At 39.1% G+C, this 25,755-nt stretch carries 19 protein-coding genes; 14 read left to right on the forward strand and 5 right to left on the reverse strand.

All coding sequences use genetic code 11. The features are described from left to right. Positions 1-426 (forward strand): DUF1801 domain-containing protein, encoded by a 426-nt coding sequence (locus O0V13_RS17745; protein WP_268036326.1) that lies wholly within the window; start codon positions 1-3, stop codon positions 424-426. Beyond that, entirely contained in the window at positions 423-1,157 is a 735-nt protein-coding gene (locus O0V13_RS17750) for a DUF1835 domain-containing protein (protein WP_268036327.1), read from the forward strand. The genes O0V13_RS17745 and O0V13_RS17750 overlap by 4 nt, the downstream gene beginning before the upstream one ends. A 13-nt stretch (positions 1,158-1,170) precedes the next feature. On the opposite strand, the gene O0V13_RS17755 is transcribed toward O0V13_RS17750, so the two are convergent. Continuing rightward, positions 1,171-1,764 carry a hypothetical protein gene (locus O0V13_RS17755; protein ID WP_268036328.1) on the reverse strand — a complete coding sequence of 198 codons (594 nt, stop codon included), beginning with the start codon at positions 1,762-1,764 and terminating at the stop codon, positions 1,171-1,173. A gap of 12 nt (positions 1,765-1,776) precedes the next feature. Beyond that, complete coding sequence (locus tag O0V13_RS17760; protein WP_268036329.1) at positions 1,777-2,265, reverse strand: RNA polymerase sigma factor; 489 nt, start codon at positions 2,263-2,265, stop codon at positions 1,777-1,779. 121 nt (positions 2,266-2,386) lie between these two features. Between O0V13_RS17760 and O0V13_RS17765 the strand changes: the two genes are divergently transcribed. The 7 genes from O0V13_RS17765 to O0V13_RS17795 all read left to right on the forward strand — a co-directional run bounded on the left by O0V13_RS17765 (position 2,387) and on the right by O0V13_RS17795 (position 12,512). Then, on the forward strand, positions 2,387-3,364 hold the full coding sequence (locus O0V13_RS17765; protein WP_268036330.1) for a GSCFA domain-containing protein: 978 nt from the start codon (positions 2,387-2,389) through the stop codon (positions 3,362-3,364). A gap of 79 nt (positions 3,365-3,443) precedes the next feature. Further along, a complete protein-coding gene (locus tag O0V13_RS17770) occupies positions 3,444-5,468 on the forward strand; it encodes a thioredoxin domain-containing protein (protein WP_268036331.1) in 2,025 nt (674 codons plus the stop codon). Between the two features lie 4 nt (positions 5,469-5,472). Then, entirely contained in the window at positions 5,473-7,992 is a 2,520-nt protein-coding gene (gene priA, locus O0V13_RS17775; RefSeq protein ID WP_268036332.1) for a replication restart helicase PriA, read from the forward strand. Between the two features lie 114 nt (positions 7,993-8,106). Further along, positions 8,107-9,198 carry an efflux RND transporter periplasmic adaptor subunit gene (locus tag O0V13_RS17780; RefSeq protein ID WP_268036333.1) on the forward strand — a complete coding sequence of 364 codons (1,092 nt, stop codon included), beginning with the start codon at positions 8,107-8,109 and terminating at the stop codon, positions 9,196-9,198. Next, entirely contained in the window at positions 9,195-10,451 is a 1,257-nt protein-coding gene (locus O0V13_RS17785; RefSeq protein WP_268036334.1) for an ABC transporter permease, read from the forward strand. The genes O0V13_RS17780 and O0V13_RS17785 overlap by 4 nt, the downstream gene beginning before the upstream one ends. Then, the gene (locus O0V13_RS17790; RefSeq protein WP_268036335.1) at positions 10,448-11,137 is read left to right on the forward strand and encodes an ABC transporter ATP-binding protein; all 690 of its coding nucleotides are present in this window, start codon (positions 10,448-10,450) and stop codon (positions 11,135-11,137) included. Before O0V13_RS17785 ends, O0V13_RS17790 begins: the two co-directional genes overlap by 4 nt. Positions 11,138-11,306: 169 nt before the next feature. Continuing rightward, on the forward strand, positions 11,307-12,512 hold the full coding sequence (locus O0V13_RS17795) for a serine hydrolase domain-containing protein (RefSeq protein ID WP_268036336.1): 1,206 nt from the start codon (positions 11,307-11,309) through the stop codon (positions 12,510-12,512). A gap of 37 nt (positions 12,513-12,549) precedes the next feature. Here the strand turns inward: O0V13_RS17795 and O0V13_RS17800 are convergent, their stop codons facing one another. Both O0V13_RS17800 and O0V13_RS17805 read right to left on the reverse strand, forming a co-directional pair. Beyond that, positions 12,550-13,623 (reverse strand): agmatine deiminase family protein, encoded by a 1,074-nt coding sequence (locus O0V13_RS17800; RefSeq protein WP_268036337.1) that lies wholly within the window; start codon positions 13,621-13,623, stop codon positions 12,550-12,552. A 3-nt stretch (positions 13,624-13,626) separates the two neighbouring features. Beyond that, complete coding sequence (locus O0V13_RS17805; RefSeq protein ID WP_268036338.1) at positions 13,627-14,502, reverse strand: carbon-nitrogen hydrolase; 876 nt, start codon at positions 14,500-14,502, stop codon at positions 13,627-13,629. A gap of 347 nt (positions 14,503-14,849) precedes the next feature. On the opposite strand from O0V13_RS17805, the gene O0V13_RS17810 reads away from it, so the two are divergent. From O0V13_RS17810 to O0V13_RS17830, 5 genes are all read left to right on the forward strand, one after another. Continuing rightward, positions 14,850-16,763, forward strand: coding sequence for a hypothetical protein (locus O0V13_RS17810; protein WP_268036339.1), 1,914 nt, complete (start codon positions 14,850-14,852; stop codon positions 16,761-16,763). An 11-nt stretch (positions 16,764-16,774) separates the two neighbouring features. After that, positions 16,775-17,608 carry a hypothetical protein gene (locus O0V13_RS17815; protein WP_268036340.1) on the forward strand — a complete coding sequence of 278 codons (834 nt, stop codon included), beginning with the start codon at positions 16,775-16,777 and terminating at the stop codon, positions 17,606-17,608. Between the two features lie 98 nt (positions 17,609-17,706). Further along, the gene (locus O0V13_RS17820) at positions 17,707-18,336 is read left to right on the forward strand and encodes an ABC transporter ATP-binding protein (RefSeq protein WP_268036342.1); all 630 of its coding nucleotides are present in this window, start codon (positions 17,707-17,709) and stop codon (positions 18,334-18,336) included. Between the two features lie 196 nt (positions 18,337-18,532). Then, complete coding sequence (locus O0V13_RS17825) at positions 18,533-19,390, forward strand: hypothetical protein (RefSeq protein WP_268036343.1); 858 nt, start codon at positions 18,533-18,535, stop codon at positions 19,388-19,390. Between the two features lie 93 nt (positions 19,391-19,483). After that, positions 19,484-20,572: a PepSY-associated TM helix domain-containing protein gene (locus O0V13_RS17830; RefSeq protein WP_268036344.1), complete on the forward strand. Its 1,089-nt coding sequence runs from the start codon at positions 19,484-19,486 to the stop codon at positions 20,570-20,572. A 38-nt stretch (positions 20,573-20,610) separates the two neighbouring features. Here O0V13_RS17830 and O0V13_RS17835 read toward each other — a convergent pair whose 3' ends face one another. Next, the gene (locus tag O0V13_RS17835) at positions 20,611-25,728 is read right to left on the reverse strand and encodes an adenylate/guanylate cyclase domain-containing protein (protein WP_268036345.1); all 5,118 of its coding nucleotides are present in this window, start codon (positions 25,726-25,728) and stop codon (positions 20,611-20,613) included. Between the last annotated feature and the right edge of the window lie 27 nt (positions 25,729-25,755).

A 25,755-nucleotide genomic window follows, 5' to 3' on the forward strand; every position in this document is an offset into this window, starting at 1 on the left:
ATGGCTGAAAACAAAACCCAACCTACAGATGCATCGGTTGATGAGTTCATCAATCTAACCGAATCTCCTAAAAAGCGAGAAGATGCCTTCCGCATCAAAAAAATCATGGAAGAAGAGACCGGTGAAAAAGCCGTGATGTGGGGACCTTCCATCATTGGTTTCGGCCAGTATCATTACAAATATGAATCAGGAAGGGAGGGCGATTTTCTGATTACGGGGTTTGCCCCAAGGAAATCTGCAATTTCTCTGTATCTCTTGGGCTGTATGGAAACCAGTTTTGACGAGCTATTTGCAAGACTAGGAAAATATAAGACTGGGGCATCTTGTGTATATATCAATAAATTATCCGATGTAGACGAGACAGTACTCAGAGAATTAATCAGAACAGCCTATCAATACATGAAAGATAAATATCCGACGAAATGATTTTCCACATCCTCAATGGCGATGCACTTTCCTACCAATTCCCAAAGGACATCCCCGGTGAAAAAATTATTTTTAGGGAATGCCTGGTGGATGGACCAGTCCATGCTGATTCAGAGGAAGAATTTTGGAAAAAGCGAAAAGAATTTATTGAGTTAGAGTTTTCGGAGGCCGACTATGATTCTTATTCCAAGGCTGAAATTTTAAAAATCACACAAATTCCAGCAGAATCCAAAGTTTACTTTTGGTTCGAAGAAGACCTGTTTTGCCAAGTGAATTTCTGGAAGGCCTGCACTTTGTTACCAACTGCTTTTAATCAAGCGTTTTTGGTTCTTCCTGGAAAAGATTCTCCTTATTCTTTTGCTCAGGTAAGTCATGAAAATTTGATTTCCAATTGGAAAAACGCCCAGGAATTAGGCGCGGAAGACATTCCAGTTTTTCGAAACTTATGGAGTTATTTTCAAAATTCCGAGCCTCAAAACGCCTTGAAAATAAGCCCTGAAGTTGAAGTTAAATTCCCTTTTTTAATTCCAGCGATCAAAGCTTGGAAAGAGATGATTCCAAATGAAAACTCTGAAGGTCTTCCAAAAGAAGAGTTGAAGAAAATACAAACAGAACTCCACACAGAGGATTTTGGGGAGATTTTTAGAGAATTCCACCGAAGACTTCCTATCTATGGGTTTGGTGACACGCAAGTGTTTAAACTTTGGGAAAGCATAAAAAAGGGGAGCTGATTGCTCCCTTTACTCATTCAATCCCCTCTAAAAGATCCTGTGCTTTTTGAAGTGCCTTGTCATATTTCCTAAAAGCCCAACTTCCAAAAATATAAACGCATATCAAACCAATTGGCACATATACTATCCAAAACTTCGTATTGGAAATCATATCTACCCTTCCCAATAGCTCGGCCAAAGGTGGTAATATCGTGATTGCAAACATACCTGAAAGAATCAATGTTACTTTTTGGAAATTCCTGAAAAACACACTGTTCTTTTTAAATTTTTGCAACAATTCCATTGGGCTTTCTCCTACGATATCTAGTTTATTCAACTTATATAAAGTAATCAGACTGATCGTAGGAAGAATGATCATAATGGCAGTGTTGAAAACAACAAACACTTGGTTAACAGGCAACTGCAACCTTTCAAACTGGGTAATGAAATAGGCCGCGTAAATAAAGGAGATAACACTCCCTAATATTTCTGGGAGATAGATTTTTCCCAGACTGTTCTGATATTTTTTTCTAGTCATTTTCATTAGTTCTTCTTTCTTGATTTTTTCTTGATTTTCAACTTTTCCACTGAGATCACCCCAAATGGATTTCATTTCTTCGAGTTCCATGATTATGTACAATTAATAGGTTTGAACTCCTTTTCTAAGCTTTTCTTTGATGCGGGAAAGTCGCGTTCCAACATTGGTAACACTGATTCCGACGATTTCTGCTATTTCTTCATGGTTTTTACCTTCCAGAAATAAAAAGACAATACCACGATCCAGCAGTCCCAGTTTCCTGATCTCAGCATACATCTGTCGGATTTGCTCTTCTTTTTGGGAATCGTCGTCCTCCATCAGGTTCAATTCCAAACCATCCATGGGTACTGCAGTTACCCGCTTTTTAGATCGGTTTAGATTGGTTATCGCAGTATTCATTCCCACCCGATATAGCCAGGTACTTGGCTTGGAGGCTTTTTTGAATTGGTCAAAAGACTTCCATGTCTGATAGACTATTTCCTGACACAAATCCTCCTGCTCTTCTCGATCGCGGGTATAGATGGTCGCGATTTTGTAGATCAGTCCCTGATTTTCCTGAATGAGTTGAATAAATTCGTCCTCTCGCTTCATGAATTAGCTTTTGACATATTAGTCTGAAGGAAAAGCAAAAAATCACACTAGCCTCTCACTTTTTTTCAAAAACTAAATAGAAATTTCGATTTGAGCCTCCACAATCTCTTAAATTCACATTATGCAATGGTTTCTGGACTTCCCAATTTCGCCACTTCCCCATCAAATCACCAATCAAAGTAAAATCCTAAGTATGGGTTCTTGCTTCGCTGATGTGATCGGAGGAAAAATGCAAAACGTCAAATTCGACACTTTGGTCAATCCTTTCGGCACCATTTTCCATCCTTTGATTTTGGGCGATCTTTTGGATCATGCCATTTTCAAAGATGAATTGGATATCGAAGGAATTTTAGAAAGAGATGGACTCTTTTTTCATTATGGAGTTCATTCTGACCTAAAAGGAAAAAGCAAAGTAGATCTTGGTCAGAAATATTTATCACAAATTCAGCGAACCAAGGAATATCTAGAAAAAGGAAGTCATTTGATTTTGACTTTTGGAACTTCATGGATCTATGAACTTCCTGAGTATGGAAGAGTCGCCAATTGTCACAAGCAGCCTCAAAAGCTTTTTGAGAAAAGGCTTGCCTCACTGGAGGAAATGCAAAGTCACCTAGCTCATGTCTTTGGAAACATATCCAGAGCCTTCCCCCAACTCAAAATCATCTTGACAGTCAGCCCAGTCAGGCATACTAAAGATGGTATTTCCGAAAATCAACTTAGTAAGAGCCTTTTGAGAGTCCTTTGCGGTAACCTTGAAAAGCAATTCGACTTTGTAAGCTATTTCCCCGCATATGAAATTATGATGGATGAATTACGGGATTACAGGTTTTATAAATCCGATTTGATCCATCCAACAGCGGAGGCTGAAAATTACATTTGGGAAAAATGGAAAAAGGCTATTTTCGATGCAGATACGAAGCAAAAAGTGACAGAAATCGCTAAAATCCAGCTTGAATTAGCCCATCGACCTCTTAATCCAGAATCGGATTCACATAGAAAGTTTCAACAAAACTTATTAGCTAAACTGGAACGATTGGATGGAGAATTTGATTTTTCAAAAGAGATCAAAGACCTCCAAGGGTTATCAAAACCCAAGTAGCAACAACAAACAAATCTTAGATAAATACGATTTAACCCCTTGGAGGTCAAACCTTCGAACCTTTCAACTTATCACCCCTATGAACCGCCTTATCAATTCCCAAAGTCCTTACCTCCTACAGCATGCACATAATCCTGTGGATTGGTTTCCTTGGGGACCCGAAGCTCTCAGGAAAGCTGAAATTGAAAACAAGCCGATTTTGGTTTCAATTGGCTACTCTGCCTGCCATTGGTGTCATGTTATGGAGCGGGAAAGTTTTGAGGATGAGATTACTGCAGACTTGATGAATGATCATTTTGTCTGCATTAAGATCGATCGGGAAGAAAGGCCAGACTTGGACAATATCTACATGGATGCGGTTCAGGCTATGGGATTACAGGGGGGTTGGCCCTTGAATGTATTCTTGATGCCCAATCAAAAGCCATTTTACGGAGGCACCTATTTCAAAAATGACCAATGGAAAGGCTTATTGGCCAACATTGCAAATGCCTTTGAAAACCATCATGATCAGTTGGCAGAGAGCGCTGAAGGCTTTGGTCACAATCTGAATCGATCGGAAATTGAAAAATATGGAATACAAGCAGGAGAACCAGATTTCGATCCAGATGACCTGATTGAAATCAGCTCTAAACTAAGCTCTCAATTTGACAAAGAATGGGGCGGGATGAATCGCATTCCCAAGTTTCCCATGCCTGCCATTTGGAATTTCGTCTTGGATTATGGCTTTATTTCCAAAAATCAGGACCTACTAGATTCAGCCTATTTCACTTTGAAGAAAATCGGAATGGGTGGAATATATGATCAGCTTAGAGGAGGATTTGCTCGGTATTCAGTAGATGGGGAATGGTTTGCTCCTCACTTTGAAAAGATGCTCTATGACAACGGACAGTTGCTGGAGCTCTATTCCAAAGCATTTCAAAAAAGTCAAGATCCAATTTTTTTGGAAAAAATCACCGAAACCATCGGATGGCTCAAATCAGAAATACTAACTCCTGAAGGAGCTTTTGAGGCCGCCCAAGATGCGGATAGCGAAGGGATAGAGGGGAAATTCTATACCTGGAGATATTCCGAGCTTCAAGAAATAGTCGGAGATGAAATGCCTTGGTTCAGCAAATTGTACAATCTAAAAATCCATGGCAATTGGGAGGATGCCGTGAATATTCTTTTTCAAACCCAGTCTTATGAAGAAGTCGCTTTGGAATTCAAAATGAGCGAATCCGAACTCCTTGAAAGACTAAATCCCATCAAAGCAAAGCTTCTTAAAATCAGAAACCAGCGAATATTCCCTGGGAAAGATGATAAAATCTTAGCAGGATGGAATGGCTGGATGAGTGCTGGTTTGATTCAAGCTTTCATCTCAACTCAAGACAAATCTATCTTTCAATTGGCATTGGATAACCTTGACTTCATTCAAGAAAAAATGATACTAAATGGAGTGCTGTTCAGATCTTATAAAAACAATCAAGCTTACACACCCGCCTTTTTAGAAGATTATGCCGCAGTCATTAAAGCTTCTTTGATGGCCTATCAGACAAGTGGTAAAGAAAACTATCTGAAATTGGCCAAGTCATTGACTGATTTTTGTCTAGATCATTTCTACGATGAAGTTGATGGTTTTTTCTTTTTCAATAATCCAGACGCTGAGAAGTTGATCGCCAACAAAAAGGAGCTTTTTGACAATGTGATTCCCGCCTCCAATTCCGTGATGGCAAGAAACCTCCACCATTTGGCATTATTGACTTATGAGGAGAACTATGGGTCAATTTCAAAAAAGATGATCAGCGGAATGAAGGATTTGATCTTAAAAGATCCTGGGTTCCTGAGCAATTGGGCGAACTTACTTCTAGAAAACATTGTCCCTACTGCTGAAATAGCGATTGTAGGAAAAGGAGCAGAAGAATTGGCTTTGGGCATTTTAAAAAGTCATCCTTCCAACTTAGTAGTGGCTTGGTCTGAAGAAATGACAGAAACTGCCCCACTTTTGGCGGGAAAACATGCAGATCAAAATGGAAATGCCTTAATTTATGTTTGCTTTGATCATGCCTGTCAAAAACCTGTCGGCACGATCAAAGAGGCCATTAGCCAATTACCCTATTTAAACTGATTCTGTGCAAAACCTTTTTGGAGACGAGGAATATGGAAACCAGGAGTCCGGAAAAAACTTTGCGGACATCATTTTGCCGGTTCCCATTCCCCGGATGTTTACCTACAAAATCCCATTTGCTCTAGCTCCCCAAATTCAAATCGGAGCCCGAGTAATTGTGCAATTTGGCAGGAAAAAGGTTCTGACAGGAATCATTGGAAAGGTTCACAACAAACCTCCTCAGGCTTATGATGCCAAGCCGATTTTGGAGGTTCTCGATGATCAACCGACAGTTAATCCGATTCAGATTCGCTTTTGGGTCTGGATGGCCAACTACTATTGTTGCCATATCGGTGAAGTCATGCATGCAGCGGTTCCCACTGGCTTGCGCCTGAGCAGTGAGTCCAAAATCCAGGCAAATCCGAACTTTGACCGAGAAAACAGTCCCTACCCGATGGATCCAAGGGAAGATATGATTTTGGATGCATTGGAAAACCAGTCAGAACTCAACTATGAGGACTGCGAAAAAATATTGGGCATCAAAACCATTCACCCAATTCTGAAAAGTCTTGTCGCCAAAGAAGCGGTCTTGATTTTTGAGAAAGTTCAGGAAAAATACACTCCAAAAGTCGAGACAAGAGTTAGGATTGTTCCAGAAATAGCTTCAGACAGAAAAGCTTTGGGAGCAGTTTTTGAAAGCCTCTCCGGAAAAGCCAAACAAGAATCCATCTTACTCAAATACCTTCGCGATGTCCCGGTTTTTCAAAATCTCAAACTCAACGAAAAAGGACTAGCAAAAACCTCTTTACTAGAAGAAGGTGATTCAGAAAGTTCACTTAAGACGTTGATTAAAAATGGAGTTTTTGAAACATTCAAGTTGGTTGTAAACCGAATCGAGGAAGCGGAACCAGAAAAAGAGCCAGCGGTACTATCTGAATCCCAAAACCAAACTCTTGTTGAAATCAAGCAACATTTTGAGGAGAAACAAACTGTCCTGCTTCATGGAGTAACAGGAAGTGGAAAGACAGAGATCTACATTCAATTGATCCGTGAGACCTTGGAAAGCGGCTCTCAAGTTTTGCTTTTACTTCCAGAAATCGCTTTGACTACTCAAATCGTCAGTAGACTCCAACAGGTGTTTGGTTCCCAGATGGGTGTATATCACTCCAAATATTCAGACAACGAACGGGTTGAGGTATGGAATGGAGTTTTGAGTGGAAGATTCTCTTTCGTAGTGGGTGTGAGATCCTCAATTTTCCTCCCATTTGATAGCTTGGGACTGATTATCGTAGATGAGGAACATGAGGCCAGTTTCAAGCAATTTGATCCTGCTCCTCGCTTCCAAGCACGCGATTCAGCTATCATGCTTGCCTATTTTCATCAGGCAAAATGCATTTTGGGTTCGGCTACACCGTCCTTTGAATCTTATTTTAATGCCACACAGGATAAATACGGCTATGTTCAATTGACTCACCGATATGGAGATGCAACTTTACCGGAGTATCACCTTGCGAATTTAAGTGCGGACCGAAAGAAAAACTTGTTGAAACTGGACTCGACCAGATTGATGCGCGAAAAAATCCAGGCAGCATTGGATAAAAACGAGCAGGTTCTGATTTTCCAAAATAGAAGGGGCTATTCACCCTATATCCAATGCGAAGATTGTGGCTGGACGGGTCAATGCATCCAATGTGATGTGTGCTTGACTTATCATCAATTTACAGAGGAATTGCGCTGCCATTATTGTGGCTATAAGGAAAAGGTACCCAGCTCCTGCCCTGCTTGTGGCAGTACGCAACTGACAACAATGGGCATGGGAACCGAGCGGATTGAGGAATCTTTAAGTTTACTGTTCCCAGAAGCAAGATTGGGAAGAATGGACCTGGACACCACCCGAAACAAATATGGCTACCAGCGAATTCTGGATGAGTTTGGGGCAGGCCAAATCGATATTTTGGTAGGCACCCAAATGATCACCAAAGGATTGGATTTTGGAAGAGTGACAGTTGTTGGGATTTGGGATGGAGACCGAATTTTGAATTTCCCTGACTTCAGAGCAGGCGAACGTGCTTTTCAACAAATCACCCAAGTAGCAGGTAGAGCCGGAAGAAGATCAGAAAAAGGCCAAGTCATCATCCAATCCCGAAATCCAGACAATGAGGTTTTTGAAAAAGTAATTAAGGGTGATTATTATGAATATTTTCGTCATGAAATGATGGAAAGGAAAAGCTTTTACTATCCTCCTTATGTCAAATTGGTAAAGATTACTACCCGACATACGGACTTTAAAATCACTGAAAAAGCAGCTTTGGCACTTCATCGGGAAATGGCCCATATTCTTGTCAAGAAGATTGTCCTGGGACCGGAAAAAGCGCTCATCGGCAGAATCAAAAACCAGTATCAGTTTGAAAGTCTGATCAAATTGGATAGATCCGGTGCCACACAAACTGAGTTTAAAAATCAGCTCAATCAGATTTTGGAAAACCTACAGGCCATTCCCGAATTTCGATCTGTTCGATGGATCATCGATGTGGATCCCAATTGATTTTAGCTTCTAAAGCTACCCGTTGCTTAGGTGTTTTTTTGTTAGTAAGTTGAGGAATATCATAGAATCTCTCGAGATAGTGAATTTCTTTTGCAGTAGACAACCCAGCAAGCGATGAAAAGATCAATAGGATCAATCCTAATTTTGGCTAGTGTATATTTTTATTCCTGTTCGGGTTCTGATGAAGAAACCATTAGTCCCGAGACAAAAGCCATTACTGAATCTGTTTATGCTTCTGGCATCGTCAAAACAATCAATCAATACGATGCCTACCCAATGGGTTCTGGTCCGATTCAGGAAGTTTTTGTCCAGGAAGGGGATTTGGTCAAAGAAGGTGACCCCATTTTAGCCATCTACAGCGAACGAGAAAAACTAAGCCGTGAAAATGCCGAGCTAGCTAAAACTTTTGCAGATTTCCAGCAAAATCAATCCAAGCTTCGGGACCTCCAACTTTCAATTGATTTTGCCCAAAGCAAGATGCACAATGACTCACTTTTATATGTCAAGCAAAAGCATCTTTGGGATCAAAATGTAGGAACTCAAGTGGAGCTTGATCAGAAAAAACTGAACTATGAAAACTCATTGACAGCATATGAATCTGCTCAAATCCGATACGATGATTTGAAAAGAGAAATTGAATACAACTCCAAAAGTGCCTCCAATAATCTGGCTATTAGCAAAGCCTTGGAAAGTGATTATATCTTGAAAAGCAAAATAGACGGAAAAGTCTATGCACTCCCAAAGGAGAAAGGTGAAATGGTCGGTCCACAAACCGTTGTCGCAGTTTTGGGAAGCAACGAAGAGTATCTTTTGGAGCTACAGGTTGATGAATATGACATCTCCAAAATAGAATTGGGTCAAAAAGCAATCATCTCTATGGATAGCTACAAGGGAGAATCTTTTGAAGGAAAAATCACCAAGATTTATCCATTGATGGACAACCGATCCAAAACTTTTAAGGTTGAGGCAAAATTCACACAAGCCCCTACGACCCTGTATCCTAACTTGACTTTGGAGGCAAATATTATAACCGCAGTCAAAGATCAGGTATTGGTAATTCCGAGAAATTATCTTTTCAAAGATCAGTTTGTAATCACTGAAGACGAGGACACCATTCAGGTTTCGGTGGGAATTAAAAACTATCAATTTGCGGAAATAGAAAGTGGGATAACAGATTCCACTATTCTCAAAAAACCGAATCCATGAAGTGGTCTCTCATCATTGAATTATCCAAAGCATTGATGTTTGCAAGACTTAAGCAGACGGGAGTTGCAGCTGTGGGTGTCATGTTTAGTATCACGATGTTTGTGGCCTTATTGGGGTTTATGAATGGGCTCAATGCCATGCTGGATGGATTGGTTTTGAATAGAACACCTCATATCCGTTTTTACAATGAGATTAAGCCCAATCCCAATCAGCCGGTGGATGAGAGTCCGGAATTTTCAGGCTCACTGAATTTCATTCGGTCTATCAAACCCAGCACAAGCAGATTGGCTATCCATAATGCCGAAAAAATCATCCAAACATTAGAGTCAGACCCACGAGTTTTAGGAGTCAGTCCCAAGATTTCATCGCAGGTTTTTTTCAATGTTGGAACAATCGACCTCACGGGGGTGGTCAATGGAATTGATGTAGAAAAAGAAGCTCAATTATTCTCTTTTACAGATTATGTAACATCGGGAAACTATGAGGATCTCAATCAGACCAACACCATTCTTTTGGGAAAAGGCCTTGCAGATCGTATGCTCGCCGACATAGGAGATGTGATTCAAGTGACTACTGCCCAAGGCAATCAGGTTCAACTCAAAGTAGTGGGTTATTATCAATCTGGGCTAGGTGATTTTGACAACGCCAATAGTTTTGCCTCCATCACCACCTCCCAAAAATTATTGGGAGAATCGCCCTCCTACATTACAGACATCCAAGTAAAACTTTACGATTTGGATCAGGCCCCTCCCATGGCTAGAGAATTGGAACAGATATTCGAAATTGATGCTGACGATATCCAGACTGTCAATGCACAATTTGAAACAGGAACAAATATCAGAACGCTGATCAGTTATGCTGTGGGAATAACGCTATTGGTAGTTTCAGGCTTTGGGATTTATAATATCCTAAACATGATGATTTATGAAAAACTAGATACCATCGCCATTCTTAAAGCTATCGGTTTCAACAGCACTGATGTCAATCGTATTTTCATCACCATCGCCCTGAGCATTGGAGTGATTGGAGGAGGAATAGGCTTGATTTTAGGCTTTTTGACATGCCTAGGCATCGATCAGATTCCATTTGAAACTGAAGCCTTGCCAACTATCAAAACCTTCCCAATTGACTACAACCCGAAGTATTATCTAATCGGAGGCTCATTCAGTTTGATCACCACCTATTTCGCAGGTTTTTTCCCTGCAAGAAAAGCTAGTGGAGTTGACCCCGTAGACATTATCAGAGGAAAATGAGCGAAAAAGAAAAGTCAGTCTTACGAGCTGAAGGAATCGACAAGTTTTTCTTCAGTCCCAATAAAAACCAAGTCCTCAAACAGGTTTCCTTCAATATCAATCGGGGCGAGTTTGTTTCGGTGGTTGGAAAATCAGGCTGTGGTAAATCCACCTTACTCTATATCCTTTCTACGATGGATACAGATTACCAGGGAAAATTACATTTGGATGAGGAATTGATTTCTGGAAAACCCCATGATTACCTTGCCAAGGTCCGAAATCAAAAAATCGGATTTGTCTTCCAGTTTCACTATTTATTGAATGAATTTTCTGTCTTGGAAAATATTATGATACCCGGGTTGAAATTGGGAAAAGTCTCAAGAGATGAATTGGAGCATCGAGCCATGGAAAAGCTTAAAATTTTTGAGATGGAAGAGCATGCACTCAAAAAAGCCAATCAGCTATCAGGAGGACAAAAGCAGAGAGTAGCAATTGCCAGAGCTTTGATCAATGATCCATTGGTTATCATGGGAGATGAACCGACAGGCAATTTGGACAAAAAGAATTCAGATATCGTATTCAATAAATTCAAAGAACTAGCTCAGGAATTTAAACAGACCATGCTGATTGTAACCCATGATCCTGAGTTCGCTGCTGGAACCGATCGAATTATCGAAATGGAGGACGGAAGAGTTATTAGACATTAATAATTACCTTTTTATCTTTCTTTAAGCAACAATCAAAATCCTCTTTGATTTAGAGGCTTGATGACCGATGTCCGATGTTCCCGAAAATTGAACTTTATGCCATCTTTCTAGGCATTCTCAATACAAATTGAAAAGATTACGAAATAACAAAGATCCAAAACACATAACCATGAAAAAGATCCTTTACCTATTCCTCTTACTGATTTTGAGCTTTTCAATCAGCTCACCGGCACAAAACAAAATTTCAGAGGACAGACTAACCCGTTATGATGAGTTTTTAAATTCTGAAATCGCCGATGGAAAAATCCCTGGGGCCGTAGTTCTGATCTATAAGGATGGCGAAAAAGCCTATGAGAAAGCCTATGGATCAAGTGATATATCAACAGGAAAAGTCATGGAAAAAGAACAAATATTCTTTATCCAGTCTATGACCAAACCCATTGCTACAGTTGCTCTAATGATGCTCTATGAAGAAGGGAAATTCTTCCTTTCGGATCCCGTAGAGCAATACCTTCCTGAATTTCAAAATCTAAGAGTTCTGAAAAACCCAGAAGATGGGAAAGACGGCGATACCGAGCCTGCCAAACAAAAAATCACGATAGCTCAAGTATTAAGCCATACGGCAGGCTTTTCTCATGGGTTGGGTCCAAGCAAGCAGGAAGAAGATGTGCGAAACGCACTTTATATGCAACCCCAAGAGAATATTGAATCGCGCGTTAAATCTTTGGCGAGCATCCCTCTTTTAGGTCAGCCGGGAGAACAATGGTACTATTCTGCTTCGCCGGATATTGCAGTGCGCCTAGTTGAAGTGTTTTCAAATATGCCTTATGATCAATATCTACAGAAAAAGATTTTAGATCCACTAGGAATGAAAGACACTGGCTACAACCTAACTGAAGAGCAAGCCAAGAGATTGGTAGCCCTTCATGGACATACTGAAGATGGAAAATTGGTCAAAATGCCAAACCAACCAACAACGAAAGGAAACACGGTATTTGGAGGAACACACGGCTTATTTTCAACCGCCCAAGACTATTCGATTTTTGCCAGAATGCTTTTGAATGGAGGAAGCTGGAATGGACAACAATTCTTGAGTCCCAAGACCATTGATTTGATGACCAGAAATCATATTGAAGGTTTGGAATATGATCCGGGATATGGTTTCGGATTGGGTTTTGGAATTTTGGTAGATATAGCGGAAGCAGATATTATTGGATCTGAAGGACAATATTTCTGGAGCGGAGCCTATTGCACCTATTTTTTCATCGACCCCAAAGAGAATATGGTTTCATTCCTGATGACCCAGTACAATCAGTACAGCAACTTCTATTCGAATAAAATGAGACAAATGGTTTATCAAGCTATTGTCAAATAAAAAAGAGGCCCGTAAAATTACGGGCCTTATTTATGTTTTAGACTTTCGGTTCCTGCTGACTTAGGCAGTGGAAACTTCCTAGTCCCCAAATAATATCCGTAGAATCAATTCCCACCACTTTTCTATCAGGGAAACAACCTGAAAGGATATCCAAAGCCCTCTGATCATTTTTATCTCTGAAAACTGGAACTACTACTACATCATTTCCAATATAAAAATTGGCATAGGACGCAGGAAGTCTTTGGCCTTCCCAAACAACTGGTCCTGGCATCGGCAATTCCACAATATTCAAAGGCTTCCCATCCTGGAGTTTCATTTGTTCCAGCATCTCAAGATTTTCCTTTAGGATATCATAGTTCTCATCTCCTTTGTGATCTTCTATGACAGTTACAACTGTTTCCTCATTGACAAAACGAGTGATATCATCAATATGTCCATCCGTATCGTCACCCACAATACCGTCACCAACCCAAAGGATATGGCTGACCCCATAAAAATCACACAGATACTTTTCGATCTGAGACTGATTCAAATGTGGGTTTCGGTTCTGATTTAGCAAACAGGCTTTGGATGTCAAAAGAGTCCCTTTTCCATTAAATTCCACAGACCCTCCTTCCATGACGATTCCCGGTTTGAAGCAAGGAATGCCCAACTCTCCGGCTATTCGAATAGGAATCTGGTTATCCAAATCATGAGGTGGATACTTTTCACCCCAAGCATTGTAATTCCACTTAACCAAAGCCTTTTTAACTTCAGCTTTCGGGTTAATCAAAAATGCAGGACCATGATCTCTGCACCAAGCATCATTAGTAGGGAAGAAATAAAAAGAGATCTTGCTTAAATCCACTCCTGCTTTATCCAAATGTCCCAAAGCAAAATTCTGCATTGCCTCATCAGCAACATTAATATTTACTTTTTGACCTTGAGAAACCTCTTTGATAAACTGAGAATAAGGTGCGTAAATGGAATCGATTTTCCCCGGCCAAGACTCCTCTTTATGTGGCCAACTTAACCACATGGATTCTTGAGGAGCAAATTCCGCGGGGAAATAATAACCCAATTCAGCTGGAGTAGCTGCTCCAGTTTCAGCCAATTTGAAAATATCTTTCATCAATTAATCTTCGTCGAGGAAACGCTTGGTAATAGGTTCGTAAGAATCAATTCTTCTGTCACGAAGGAATGGCCAGTGGGTTCTGTATCGATCCGAACCTGTTAGATCCAATTCTTCTACGTGAATTTCTTCCTCCAAATGAGGCGCTTTGTAAACGACTCTACCAAATGGATTGGCTACAAATGAACCACCCCAGAACTGCATTTCCGCTTCTTCACCTGTTCTGTTGACAGAAACTACCGGAATACCATTGGCAACGGCATGAGAACGTTGAATCGTCTGCCAAGCTCCATACTGCTCCTCATTGGTCGCATCATCCTGAGATTTGGCCCAACCGATTGCCGTAGGGTAAACCAAGAAATCAGCACCTTTCAAAGCTGTGATTCGAGCTGCTTCAGGATACCACTGATCCCAGCAGATCAACACACCAATAGTAGCAAATTTGGTTTTGAATACTTTGTAGCCCAAGTCTCCAGGTGTAAAGTAGAATTTCTCATAATATCCCGGATCATCAGGGATATGCATCTTGCGGTATTTACCCAAATAGCTTCCATCTGCATCCAAAACAGCCGTCGTATTATGATACAATCCTTCAGCACGCTTTTCGAAAAGAGAAGCGACGATTACCACTCCCAATTCTTTGGCGATTTCCCCAAGAGTATCGGTTGAAGGACCAGGAATGGCTTCAGCCAAATTGAAGTTTTCATAATCCTCCACATCACAGAAGTAAAGAGACCTAAAAAGTTCCTGCAGGACAACTACCTGAGCGCCTTTAGCGGCTGCCTCACGAATACCTACAATTGTTTTCTTCATGTTTTCGGCCACATCCCCAGAGCAACTGAGTTGAACCAGACCTACTTTGACGTTTTTATTTGCCACGGCTTTTGGTTTTGAATGAGTCGGTAAAGTTACAGGAGAAGAAAGGGATTGACAAATGAGATTTTGGATTGAAAAATGAAAGATTGAAAAATTTGAAAATTAGCAAGGAGATTATTTAAAGACTAAGTCAGAAGTCTTTAAAATTTGAGGATTCTTTTTAGTTTTTCCACTATTAAATGGTGAAAAGACATTTCATTTTCATATCAAATCAATTCCAATAATTCTTTGATTTTTATTAGTTTAGGAAGCTATAATTCAAGCCCATGAAAAAAAAGTCAATAATCTTTTTAATCCTCCTTTTTTGGACTTTTCGCCTCCAGTCTCAAACGATAACTTTTCCAATCCAAATGGATTCTCAGGCCTTCAAAGACTCTTTGATAACCCTTTTTAATTATCCTGTAAAGCCAAAATCACCAGAAGGCTTTTCCGGTCAGCTCTTTGCAAGATTTCCTTGGGTCAAAACAATTGACAATCATCCTAGATACCATCTTTCTTTCAGTTTTGAAGAGGATGACCTATTAGCCGGATATGGTCATCTCAATAGCATCCAAATAAGCAGTGTAAATAGTGTAAATGGAAGAACTCTGGGAGATTATGCCACCATTACCTTACCTTTTGAGTCCTTCAATACTGGAGATGTTTATACAGTATCTGAACTCGATAGTAAAAGTGGCTATCGCAAAATAAACACTTTGGACTATGGCTATTACCGAAAGCATTATTTCCTTCCGGATGGCTATGATAAGGCAGGAATTATCTTCCAAGTGGTCAAAGAAGACCCCAAAGAATACAGGTCCGTCACCAGACCGGATGGCGCCAAGTTTGACAAAGATGGCGGTGACGTAATCAGCGGATATATTATCCGAAAAATTGTGAGAGAGGATTATGATGAAGAAAGCAATCTGGATTTTTCAGAGAAAGACTGGAAGCGATTGGATGCTTTGCAGCGAAGCTATTTCGCAAATTACTTTTTTAACAAACACATCGATTACTTTGAAAAGTATAGCATTGAACGCGAGATATTAGAACCTATAATCGCTGGTAAATCTCTCATCGAAGGTGAAAAAGAACCGGATCTGGATGCAGCTGTTGCAGCCTATCGATTTCAGCAAAAAGTCCCCGAATACTATGAGTTACTCAAAGCAGAATACAAGCTATTAGGACCTTTTGGAATTGATGAGGCAAATAATGCGATGGTCAGTTCCACTATTTATCCATGCATTGATGGCAATTGTATTTATGGGGAAGGGACAGTTGATATGGGCAAAACGACTTATACGGGGACTTTTGCCAACAGCTTTGCAACCACGGGAATAATTACTGAAAAAAGCTCTGGTATCAAGATTAAGGTCAATTTTCGCCCCGGAAACTCTAAACAATTAGCCAATGGGGAATACATCAGTGATCCAAATCTAACAGCATCTTTCATAAGAAAGAACGATAGCATTTATTTTGATGTGGACACTCCTACATTTAGCTATGTTGGCACTACCAAGGGTCTTTCAGGAAGAAGTGGGATTGTAGATGGAATTCACACCATAAAAAAAGAGACCCATCTAGAAACCTATACCTATAAAAATGGAATAGCTGACAGTAAATCGGCAACCATTAGAGAGCGATCAGTTGGAGAATTTGAATACACTGGAGCTTTCAAACAATCAGAAGAAGGCGATATTTACCCTTTTGGAGAAGGCAGAGTTGGATTCCCCTATTTTTCGGATGAGACTGTTCCCATAACCGTTACCAGTACCCTATTTGAGGCAATTCAGGAATCCCCAGAAGCAATGGAATTATTGGTAGGGATCTTTGCAAAACAAAAAGAAATAAATACTCCCTATTTAAAGAAATGGCACCAACAATACCTCAGTTTAGTTGAAGCCAACAGATATGAAACAATTCAAAAACTTTCTGACGAAGAGTTGATTCAATATGTTTTCATGGAAAATGAAAAAAAATTTAAATACTTAAATCTCGCCCGCGGAAACTTATCCGAATTAATTAATCGGGATTGGATCAGAGAATATGACTCCTGGACCATCATGCTCATCAATAAGAAAGACGGACCTTCTTCCTTTTGCTTGAAAACCCAAACCGGAGGAATCGCTCAAGTCAAATATACTTATGATGAAAAATGTGTCAATTTTGAAAAAAGAGGAGATGTAATGGAACTCAACCTCAAAGTTTTGAGTAAAGGCCGCACTCTAATTAAACTTATCTGTGATGATTGCAATGTGGATGATTATTATGCAATCGCGTATTAAGCAAACAGTCCATGGTTATTAGATTTTTCCTTATCCTTTTACTTATTCCCCTATTTGCCCAAAGTCAAATTCATCCTCTTCAAATACCAAATAGGAAACCCAATTCCGAGACTGGTACCGCATTTATGACTCGAATGATTCCCTTATCAATGGAAGAGCGGGAGGAAGAAATCTACAAAGCTTTGGCAGAAGGGAATTTGCCTGATTTCCTGAGAAAACCCATTCAATTAAAAGCCCCTTTTGAGGATGCAAATGGTGGAATTCATGAAGTAATCTATGAGGTCATGCCGGATTATTTAGCTGTTGGTTCTAGTGATGACTTTTGCCGAATTCCCATGAACCCACATACCGCACAACGGATTGCTAACGTATTCGGGGCCTCGTTAATCACTGCCAAAATCAGCGACCATATTTATGAGAATGCTGAGGTGAAGCTGGATCCATTTTTCTACAAACCAGTTGGCAGAGAAAATGAAAGCATTGAAAAATTCATCCTTCACAATGAACAAATTGAGAAACAAATAGCTGAAGAAAATGAAAAAAATGGGCCGCTAATCGCAGGAATAAAAAAAGATGTCATCCTCTCCTATCATTTGAAAGATCTTCCTGAAAAGGTGGTGATTTACGGTTGGCACAAGTTGGATGGGAATCCCATACAGCCTGTTTACAATGGACATGTGGATTGGTATGTCGATTACAGTCATGGTATCCGGCTGATGAATAATAAAGTGATTTTAGATGGAGAGGTAGTTTCAGTAGCCCAAATTCTAAGTGACCCAATTTTATTCAAATTGTTAAGCAATGAGGATCAACCAATGGAGCAAACGGAATATCTAGAAAACTAGATGGTTGCGATTAATTATTGTTAATTCAATTTCCAGAATCCCTCATTTTCCTTTAATTCAATCAAAATTCAGGATAGCCATCCTATCAACTCGGCCTCATGCTTTTGATTTCCAACTTTTCTAAAAAATACCCCAGTGGATTTGAAGTTCAGATTGACACTTTGAAGTTGGAATCAGGGATACATTTTATCCATGGAGCTAATGGTTCAGGGAAATCTACACTCCTAAAAGCCTTGGCTGGTATCCATCCATTTCAGGGAAAAATCGAATTGAATGGAACTGATTTGGGAGAAAAACCCCTGGAATATCGGGCGACCATAGGATATGCAGAAGCGGAGCCTCAATTCCCTGATTTTTTGAGTTTAGATGATTTGATTCAAGTAGTCGCTAAAGCAAAAAATGCAAATCAAGAAGAAATCAATCTGTTGAAAAGTACCTTTGGAGCTGATTCATTTTCAGGCTTTCCTGTTGGAACATTCTCATCCGGAATGCTCAAAAAATCTGCTTTGATTTTGGCCTTTTTAGGTAAACCCCAGTTGGTGATTTTGGATGAACCATTTACCACCATTGATACCCAAACTCAACATCAATTGACAGAAATGATCAAAAATCTGGCAGCACAAGGTGTTACTTTCTTAATTACTTCACATCAGAATAGCCCCATTGCTAACTTGCCTATCCAAGGTATATTTAAGATGGAATCAGGTAGACTTTCGGAAAATGGATAAGCTGTTTTTCAAACCCTTCACGATTCCCTTCTACCGAAAAACGCTCGGTTTTTGGGTTTTGATTTTAGTGTTTGGAGGAGTCTTCATGGAAGTCAAGCAACATATTCTTCTAGCCAAGTTTTTATTCAGAAATCCTTTAGCTTTCAGCATTCTACCACTCAGTTTTCTGGGATTTTCAATTTTTCACTTGAAAATCATGAAAGCATTACTCTCTCAAAGAGAATACAAAATATTTCACCAGATAGGACTTTTTAAGCAACGAGACAAATTTCAAATCTGGCTAAAAATCATCTTGGTCAACCTGGCTTTTTTCCTCTTCTATTTCCTTTTTGTTAGTTTTTATGGAGTTCAAGAAAATGCATGGATCCTCCTTTTAATTTTATGGTTTTCTGTCATCTTGGGAATTGGCCTGAATCTTTGGACAATCAATCGAGCTCAAGAAAAACCTATTCCTGAAACCATTCTTAAAAGACCCAAAGTCAACTGGAACCTACCACGATTTTCATGGTTGATTTTAGAATTAAGGCAGAATCGGCCTTTACTCTTTCTTCTGACCAAAATTTTAAGTTTAGCCCTTCTAAATGGATTTTTCGTCTCTTTTGCTTCCGGGGTTTATGATATCCGATGGATGCAGTTTGGAGTACTGGCCACCTCCTTTTTCCAAATCCCAATATTGATGGAAAAGGCAGAATTCGAACTGATCAAACAAAGTTGGTTTATCAGCATTCCTTTCAGGTCCATTGAAAAATTCTCCTATCATTTTCTTTCGATAATTCTCGTATCCTTTCCAGAATTATTGTTTTTAATTTGGAAAGGCGTCTATCCATTTAAGGGCTTAGAATTCCTGAGTTTACCTTTTCTACTTCTAGGAAATCAACTGATTTTGTTAGGAATCCAATACTGGAAATTTAGCAGCTCTTACCTTTCCAACTGGTTCATCGCTTCCTTTTTCATACTTTTTCTTAGCGTAATTTTTGGAATTCCTTGGTTTGTGATTTGTGGGATATCGCTGGTTTTCTTCTTCTATCAAACACGCTCTCCTTACCATCTTTGACCCAGCTCATTCACTTTCAGCGAAACAAGAAAGATCTAACACTTTGTGATTTAAATTCCATAAATTAAAATTTTCAAATAGTTAGACATCAACTTGAGAAAGCACATAGCCAAAATACACCTAATCATAGGCTTAGGCATAGGTTTTCTGTTTTTTATCACCGCATTTTCTGGTGCATTATATACATGGGAGCCTGAATTCAGCTACTTCACTTACCATCAAAAGGTAACTAGCGAAGACCGCCCTTTTATTTCGATTTCGGATATCAAAAACACTCTGAAAACTGAATTTCCAGAAGGTGATTTTCGTACTGCTTTATTCAGAAATTCCGAAAGTGCAATTGAAGTTCTTCTTTATGTCCCGGGCACCTATTATCACGCTTACCTAAACCCCTATTCAGGTGATTTGATCCATTTGCAGGACATGAATAAAGGCTGGATCAATTATTTAAAGAAGCTGCATAGAAATTTCCTTTTGGGACCTTTTGGACGAGAGCTTGTTCATTGGGTCACTTTGTTGGCTCTGGTGATGCTTATCTCTGGATTGGTGGTATGGTGGCCGAGCAAAGGAAAACCTGGAAAACATATGTTCCTCATCAAATGGTCTATTTCACCCAAAAAACTGAATTATGACCTTCATAATATCCTTGGATTTTATGCATCATGGATCCTGATTTTCACTATTGGAACAGGAATTTTCTGGGGATTTTCGATAGTTCAAGAGACATTGAAAGGGGTCAGTGGTGAAAATAAAAAAACTTGGGAAACGCCTATTTCTATCCCTACCTCTACTGATCCAAAAATCGCTAATGATGAAATCTTGAATATGCTTATCCAGGAATATCATTCTAAATACACAGATTCAGAGATTAGAGTCAGTATTCCTCACAAATCTGATGAGTCCATCCACCTATCAGTCATCAACCCAAATAAAGGAATCAATGCGGTTGATCATTTCCACCATGACCAGTATAACGGAAAGCTTTTATCTGGGAATTTTCAAAGCGGATTAGCTCAAGACAGAAGTACTTTTAGCAAAATAAATGGACTAGTTTATGAAGTTCACTTTGGTAGTGTATGGGGACTTCCAGGAAGAATATTGGCCTTTTTGGGTTCTTTGATAGGAGCTTCTTTACCAATTACTGGATTTATCGTGTGGTTGAATAAAAAAAAGAGGAATTAGCTAGGCCTGCTCCCTAGCAGCAATTATTTTTCAGAAGCTTACTTTTCCACAAAATACATATCGACTTCACCTTTGTTTTTAGCCTGGACTTTTCCTCGATAAGTACAAGAAAAATGGTCTTTTACCAATTCATAGGTAGAGCCTGAAATATTGATTTTCCCAGCCTCTCCGCTACTTTCCATTCTGGATGCAAGATTCACTGTATCCCCCCAGATATCATAGGCGAACTTATTGAGTCCTACTATTCCAGCTACGATATTTCCTGTGTGAATTCCTATTCTCAATTCGAAAATCGGTTTGTTTTCTTGAATACTTCTTTCTTTTTGAGATTCAATAAATTTCTGAATCTCAATAGCGGCATTGATAACATCTATTGGGTGAGTATCATTTTTAATAGGAATCCCTCCTGCAGCCATGTAGGAATCTCCTATGGTTTTAATTTTTTCGATCCCATTTCTTTCAATGATTCGATCGAATTCTTTGAAACAAAAATCAATTTCAGAAACCAAATCCACTGCATTCATTTGCTCTGCTATCATTGAAAAGCCTTTGAAATCAGTAAACATCACAGTCACACTTTCATACTTTTTGGATTCAGCTTTCCCCTTTTCTTTCAATTCCCTTGCGATATCCATAGGAAGAATATTAAGTAAAAGTTCATCTGACTTTTCCTTTTCGACCTGCAGGTCCAATGTTCTTTCTTTGACCTTAGACTCTAGATTCGCATTGTATTCCTCTAGCCTTTTTTCATTTAATCTTAGACTTTCCTCTACGCCTTTTCTGACTTCTACCTCTTCAATCAATTTCTTATTGAGCTGATTCGTACTTTCCAAAAGCATGGCATTTTGGAGTGAAATAGCTGTCTGTGTAGCCATCACTTGAAGGATTTCTACTCTTTCTTTTGTAAATGCTCCTGAAAGCAATCTATTCTCCAGATACAAAATCGAGAAACCTACACCTGAATGCTTTTGGGGAATACAAAGAATCGATTTCACTTGGTTTTCCTCTATATAATCTTCGTCAGAATAAGGTAAAATCTTGGTTGCATCATCTAGCACTAAAGTTTCACCGGATCGAAGTACATAATTGATTACTGAATGACTGATCTCTTCAAAATCCTCGTATGGAATATTTTGTAGGACTTGAATATCGTTTGTCGAATTATCAATAGATGCTTTGATCTGCTTATTATTCTCTTCGATAGTAATTAAAAAAGCTCTGTCAGCTCCAGCATTTTCGCTTACCAGCTGCATCAACCCAGTGAGAATATTCTCCAATTTCATTTCTCCTGAAATCAACTTAATCGTTTTCAGAATTGTATCCAGATCAAGAATATTGGAGTTCACACCAATTTCCTCTGGGGAAATGAACTGATCGTAAACCTCCTTCATTTGAGTAAGCTTAGCTTTTGCTCCCCATTTCTCATAAGATTTGTAGGCATTCGACAAGTAAAACTGAGCTGCTTCTGGTTGTTGTTGTGAATTAAAATAATTGCCAGCCCGCTCCCATATCAACGCCTCATCCTGAATGTATTTATGGATCCTGGCATATCTGATCGCATAGGTATACGATTTGATAGCTAAATCAAAATTCCCATTGAGAGTTTCCAATTCTGCTTTCATGAATTCATGCCTGTGCTGGAAATTCACCTCGGAATGCTTCAACATCCCTCCGATCAATCTGATGTTTTTCTTGCAGATTTTAAGCAATTCCTTTTGTTCTTGCTTGGTTTTGGAAGCATATATTGGTGTAATGCAAAGGTTTTCATAAAACAAAAACAACATCTCAGTAATGGAGCCTTTCACAGGAATCAGGTGATTTTTCTCCAAACAACAATATTTCCAAGCAACTTCATTTTGATTGAAAATCAATGCCAAAATCTTCTTTTGGGAGTAGAGATTGTGGTAATACAAACTGAAGGCAGGTACATCAGGAAAATCGACTTGCCTTTCATCGAATAGCTCTCCTCTCAACACCTCAAAATCTTCGACTCCCTCTAATAGGCTATGGGCTGACTGGCGAAACAAATCTATTCGCTTGATCTGCATGATCTGATTGAGCGGCATAATTTGTTTTGCGAGTAATTCCCCTCTCATTAATATTTTGGGAATGGCCTCACCCCCATAAAAATTCCAATAAATTATCAATTGACCAATGATGGAGGTAAACTCAAAATCACCGGTTTCAAGCCCCTTTTTCAATGCTTCTTCCAACTCTGGGATGCTATCTGCCAGGTGCTTTAACCAATGCGAAATAAACATCACATATACTTGCTTAAAAGAAACAAACTCATCCTCATTTTGGATGATTTCGAAAACACTATTACCCAATTGACCCATTTTGAGTCCTTTGGCTGTATTCCCCATGAAAGCAATATTGATGTAACCGAAGACTACAAAGGCCATGGGAGTTTTGGGACCTAATCCAAATCTTAAAGTGAGCCGGATTAGCTCAAACATCAATAAAGGCAGCAAATTGGGTTCTGTAAGATAAGCTGCCAAAGCCATGTGATGCATGATCGACATTGCTATCAACAACTTTTCATCTTTAATCTCTGGCAAGCTGAGGATCTTTTCTTCTGAAAAAGATGCAAGCCGAATGTTGGTCCTTACAAATCCAAAAAGAACATTCAGTTGATTGGGATGCGCCTTCATGTCAATCTGTACCAGCTTCAGGATTTCCAAGCCTATTTCAATAACCCGCTTTTGATCATTTTCTACATTGGCATTTTGGATTTTGAGGTTGGCAAGTTTCAATTTGTCCAAAGTACTCTGCGCATTTATATCAAGCAGACTGATATACTTTTCAAATAGATTTTGATTATTACATTGATAGGCAGCAGAGGCGGATTTGAGATAAAGATCATAAGTAAAATCACGATCCTTTTCCCAGGCATCTTCAGGAAGTAAGTCCAAGGAATTTTCAAAATACTGCATTGCCAAGATGTATGCAGTCGAATTTTGTGCTCTTTGACCCGCTATACTATTGAGCTCGCAAAGAATTTTAAACTCTTTGGGATCAGTTATCAGTTCTTTCCCAAAATTGTATTGATTGACAATCTCAAAAATCCCTTCCTTCAGGTTTTTTTCTTTTGCCGAATGGAGGAATGTCCGGGCAATTTTTAGATGAGTTTCTTTTTTTCCATCCTCATCGATCAATGAATAGATTGCCTGCTGTACGCGATCATGGACGAAAAAATAACTACCACTCAGATTCTCAATCACTAAATCCAAATCCAGTGCAAGATTGAAATCCTTGACAACCATTCCTTTTTCCTTTTCAGAAATAGTTACCAAATCCTGAAGGTTGAATTTATTTCCTATACATGAGGCTATTTTCAAAATAGATTTTGTGCTCTCAGGTAATTGGTTGATTGTCTCCAGAAATAAATTCACAATATCTCCTTCAACATTGAAGCTGATCAGTTTATTAAGATCCCATTTCCAAGAACCTTCATCACTGTCGAAAAACAGCATTTCATTTTTATAAATTGCTTTTATAAACTGATTTGCAAAGAGTGCATTTCCAGCTGATTTCTTAAATACTATGGTTGCCAATTCATCCAAATCTCGATTAGAATTACCTAGCACATTAGAAACCAAAAGCTTGACATCTTCTTCTTTTAGGTTTTCTAACAATATCTCTTCTGGTTGGATCCCAAGATCCTCCAATTCCATTTTAAATTGCTGAAACAAATGTCCTGGTGTTATTTCATTGTCCCGATAAGCTCCTACAATGAGAATATTATTTAGTTCCGAATTGACAAGAATGGTTTTCATTAAGTCCAGTGAAGAAACATCAGACCATTGCAAGTCATCGATGAAAATAAAAACTGGTTTTCCCAATTCTGCAAACACCATGAAAAAACGTGTGAGTGCATAGTTAAATCTCAATTGTGCTTCGGCTCCTGTCAACTGAGGAATTTCAGGCTCATTGGTAAGCAACTTTTCCAAACCAGGAATCACCTCAAATAGGACTCTTCCAATAGGCATCAATAAACTATGGAGTTTGGTCTTCCATTTATTTAGCTCAGTTTCGTTTAATAACAATACTTGATGGATCAATTTTCCCAAGGCCTGAGAAAATGCTGAATAAGGGACATCAGCACGTAGCTGATCAAACTTCCCTGATATAAAAAAACCTCCCGATTGAACTACTGGACGGTAAAGACGCTCCACCAAAGCGGATTTGCCCACACCGGAGTTTCCAAAAACATATACCAGATTTTTCTCATTTTCCGAGGCTCGGGAAAAAGCATCCATAAGTTGCTTAATCTGCTTGTCTCGAGCATATAATTGATCGGAAAACAAGAGTTTGCCTGATGAATCTTGAGTTCCTAGCAAAAAACCCTGAATATCGAAATCATGTTGCAAGGCTTCCAAGATCATTTGAAGATCATACAAAACACCTTGTGCAGAATGATATCTGAACTGAATATCCTTTTCAATCATTTTCATGATCAAATCTGAAAGTACTGGTGGAATATCTAAAAAATCAGAAAGCCTCTTTGGGGTAATAGCAATGTGGGCATGGATTTTAGCTGCTCTTTCTTTTGACTCAAAAGGTAATTGATTAGCAAATACCCAATAAAAAATGATGCCTAGTGAATAAATATCAGAATAAAAGCCGATTTCTGTACTGATTCTACCTGTTTGCTCAGGAGCAATAAAATCATAATCTGCCTCCAAAAACACCAAATCTCTTTCCAGACCGATTTTCCTTTTCATTCTGGTGGCTAAACCAAGGCTGATAAAAAAAACTTCTTCTGTTTGGTCCTCGATTAGGATATGGTCGGGATTTAAATTCAAATGAACATATTCCTTCCGATGAACCTCGACCAGTTTCTTGGTAATCTTAATGCAAGTTTTTACTTTTTCTTCAAGGCTTCTGGGCTCGGACAGATACTCTCTCAAGCTTACACCTTTTATAGATTGAAGTTTGAGGATCAAATCAGCTCCATTATTTTCAGATTCTAAGACTTTTCTAAAACCAGGAACAGGAGTACCCAAAAATGAAACTTCATTATTTGCTTTTAAAGTCTCTATCTGGGAAAGGCTAGAAAGAGCTGTTTTTTTAGTTACAAAATTTTGATCCACTACTGAACCTGCCTCTTGAGCAGCAGAATCAACGGAAGAATACAAAATTTGCCATTTCATAAAAAGCCGAGTTTAACTAATAAATTA

The organism is Algoriphagus sp. PAP.12 (genome assembly GCF_026652115.1).
GTDB lineage: Bacteria > Bacteroidota > Bacteroidia > Cytophagales > Cyclobacteriaceae > Algoriphagus.

What these genes read in the sequence shown, in the direction of transcription:
- O0V13_RS17755 (WP_268036328.1), bottom strand. Translation starts at nt 1,764, where the DNA reads ATGGAACTCGAAGAAATGAAATCCATTTGGGGTGATCTCAGTGGAAAA.
- O0V13_RS17770 (WP_268036331.1), top strand. Translation starts at nt 3,444, where the DNA reads ATGAACCGCCTTATCAATTCCCAAAGTCCTTACCTCCTACAGCATGCA.
- O0V13_RS17795 (WP_268036336.1), top strand. Translation starts at nt 11,307, where the DNA reads ATGAAAAAGATCCTTTACCTATTCCTCTTACTGATTTTGAGCTTTTCA.
- O0V13_RS17820 (WP_268036342.1), top strand. Translation starts at nt 17,707, where the DNA reads ATGCTTTTGATTTCCAACTTTTCTAAAAAATACCCCAGTGGATTTGAA.
- O0V13_RS17815 (WP_268036340.1), top strand. Translation starts at nt 16,775, where the DNA reads ATGGTTATTAGATTTTTCCTTATCCTTTTACTTATTCCCCTATTTGCC.
- O0V13_RS17750 (WP_268036327.1), top strand. Translation starts at nt 423, where the DNA reads ATGATTTTCCACATCCTCAATGGCGATGCACTTTCCTACCAATTCCCA.
- O0V13_RS17825 (WP_268036343.1), top strand. Translation starts at nt 18,533, where the DNA reads ATGAAAGCATTACTCTCTCAAAGAGAATACAAAATATTTCACCAGATA.
- O0V13_RS17800 (WP_268036337.1), bottom strand. Translation starts at nt 13,623, where the DNA reads ATGAAAGATATTTTCAAATTGGCTGAAACTGGAGCAGCTACTCCAGCT.
- O0V13_RS17785 (WP_268036334.1), top strand. Translation starts at nt 9,195, where the DNA reads ATGAAGTGGTCTCTCATCATTGAATTATCCAAAGCATTGATGTTTGCA.
- O0V13_RS17760 (WP_268036329.1), bottom strand. Translation starts at nt 2,265, where the DNA reads ATGAAGCGAGAGGACGAATTTATTCAACTCATTCAGGAAAATCAGGGA.
- O0V13_RS17780 (WP_268036333.1), top strand. Translation starts at nt 8,107, where the DNA reads ATGAAAAGATCAATAGGATCAATCCTAATTTTGGCTAGTGTATATTTT.
- O0V13_RS17765 (WP_268036330.1), top strand. Translation starts at nt 2,387, where the DNA reads ATGCAATGGTTTCTGGACTTCCCAATTTCGCCACTTCCCCATCAAATC.
- O0V13_RS17790 (WP_268036335.1), top strand. Translation starts at nt 10,448, where the DNA reads ATGAGCGAAAAAGAAAAGTCAGTCTTACGAGCTGAAGGAATCGACAAG.
- O0V13_RS17835 (WP_268036345.1), bottom strand. Translation starts at nt 25,728, where the DNA reads ATGAAATGGCAAATTTTGTATTCTTCCGTTGATTCTGCTGCTCAAGAG.
- O0V13_RS17810 (WP_268036339.1), top strand. Translation starts at nt 14,850, where the DNA reads ATGGATTCTCAGGCCTTCAAAGACTCTTTGATAACCCTTTTTAATTAT.
- O0V13_RS17745 (WP_268036326.1), top strand. Translation starts at nt 1, where the DNA reads ATGGCTGAAAACAAAACCCAACCTACAGATGCATCGGTTGATGAGTTC.